This window comes from Archangium violaceum Cb vi76 (assembly GCF_000733295.1).
Taxonomy (GTDB): domain Bacteria; phylum Myxococcota; class Myxococcia; order Myxococcales; family Myxococcaceae; genus Archangium; species Archangium violaceum.
In genome coordinates this window covers 1-370 of record NZ_JPMI01000381.1, presented here as the reverse complement: position 1 = coordinate 370, position 370 = coordinate 1, and the positions used below count along the sequence as shown (strand labels likewise).

At 68.1% G+C, this 370-nt stretch carries 1 protein-coding gene; it reads right to left on the bottom strand.

All coding sequences use genetic code 11. The features are described 5' to 3' along the window. Positions 1 to 370 (bottom strand): RCC1 domain-containing protein (locus Q664_RS47165; RefSeq protein WP_043412702.1); only part of this gene is annotated, 370 nt, incomplete at its 3' end.

The window sequence follows — 370 nt, the reverse complement described above, 5'->3', positions numbered from 1 at the left end:
ACACGGTTCCGTCGGAGCGCACCGCCAAGGCGTGAGTATAACTCGCGGCCACGGCCACCACCCCGCTCAGCCCTTGCACCTGCACCGGAGTGGTGGGGTTGCTCATGGACCCATTCCCCAATTGGCCTTTGGAGTTGGAGCCCCAGGCCCACACGGTTCCGTCGGAGCGCACCGCCAGGGAGTGCGACCAGCCAGCGGCCACGGCCACCGCCCCGTTCAGCTCTGGCACCTGCAATGGCGCGGAGCGTTCGGTCCTGGTTCCATCTCCCAGCTCGCCGCTGTCGTTGGCCCCCCAGGCCCACACGGTTCCGTCGGAGCGGAACCCCAATGAGTGCAAATCGCCAGCGGCCACGGCCACCACCCCGTTCAT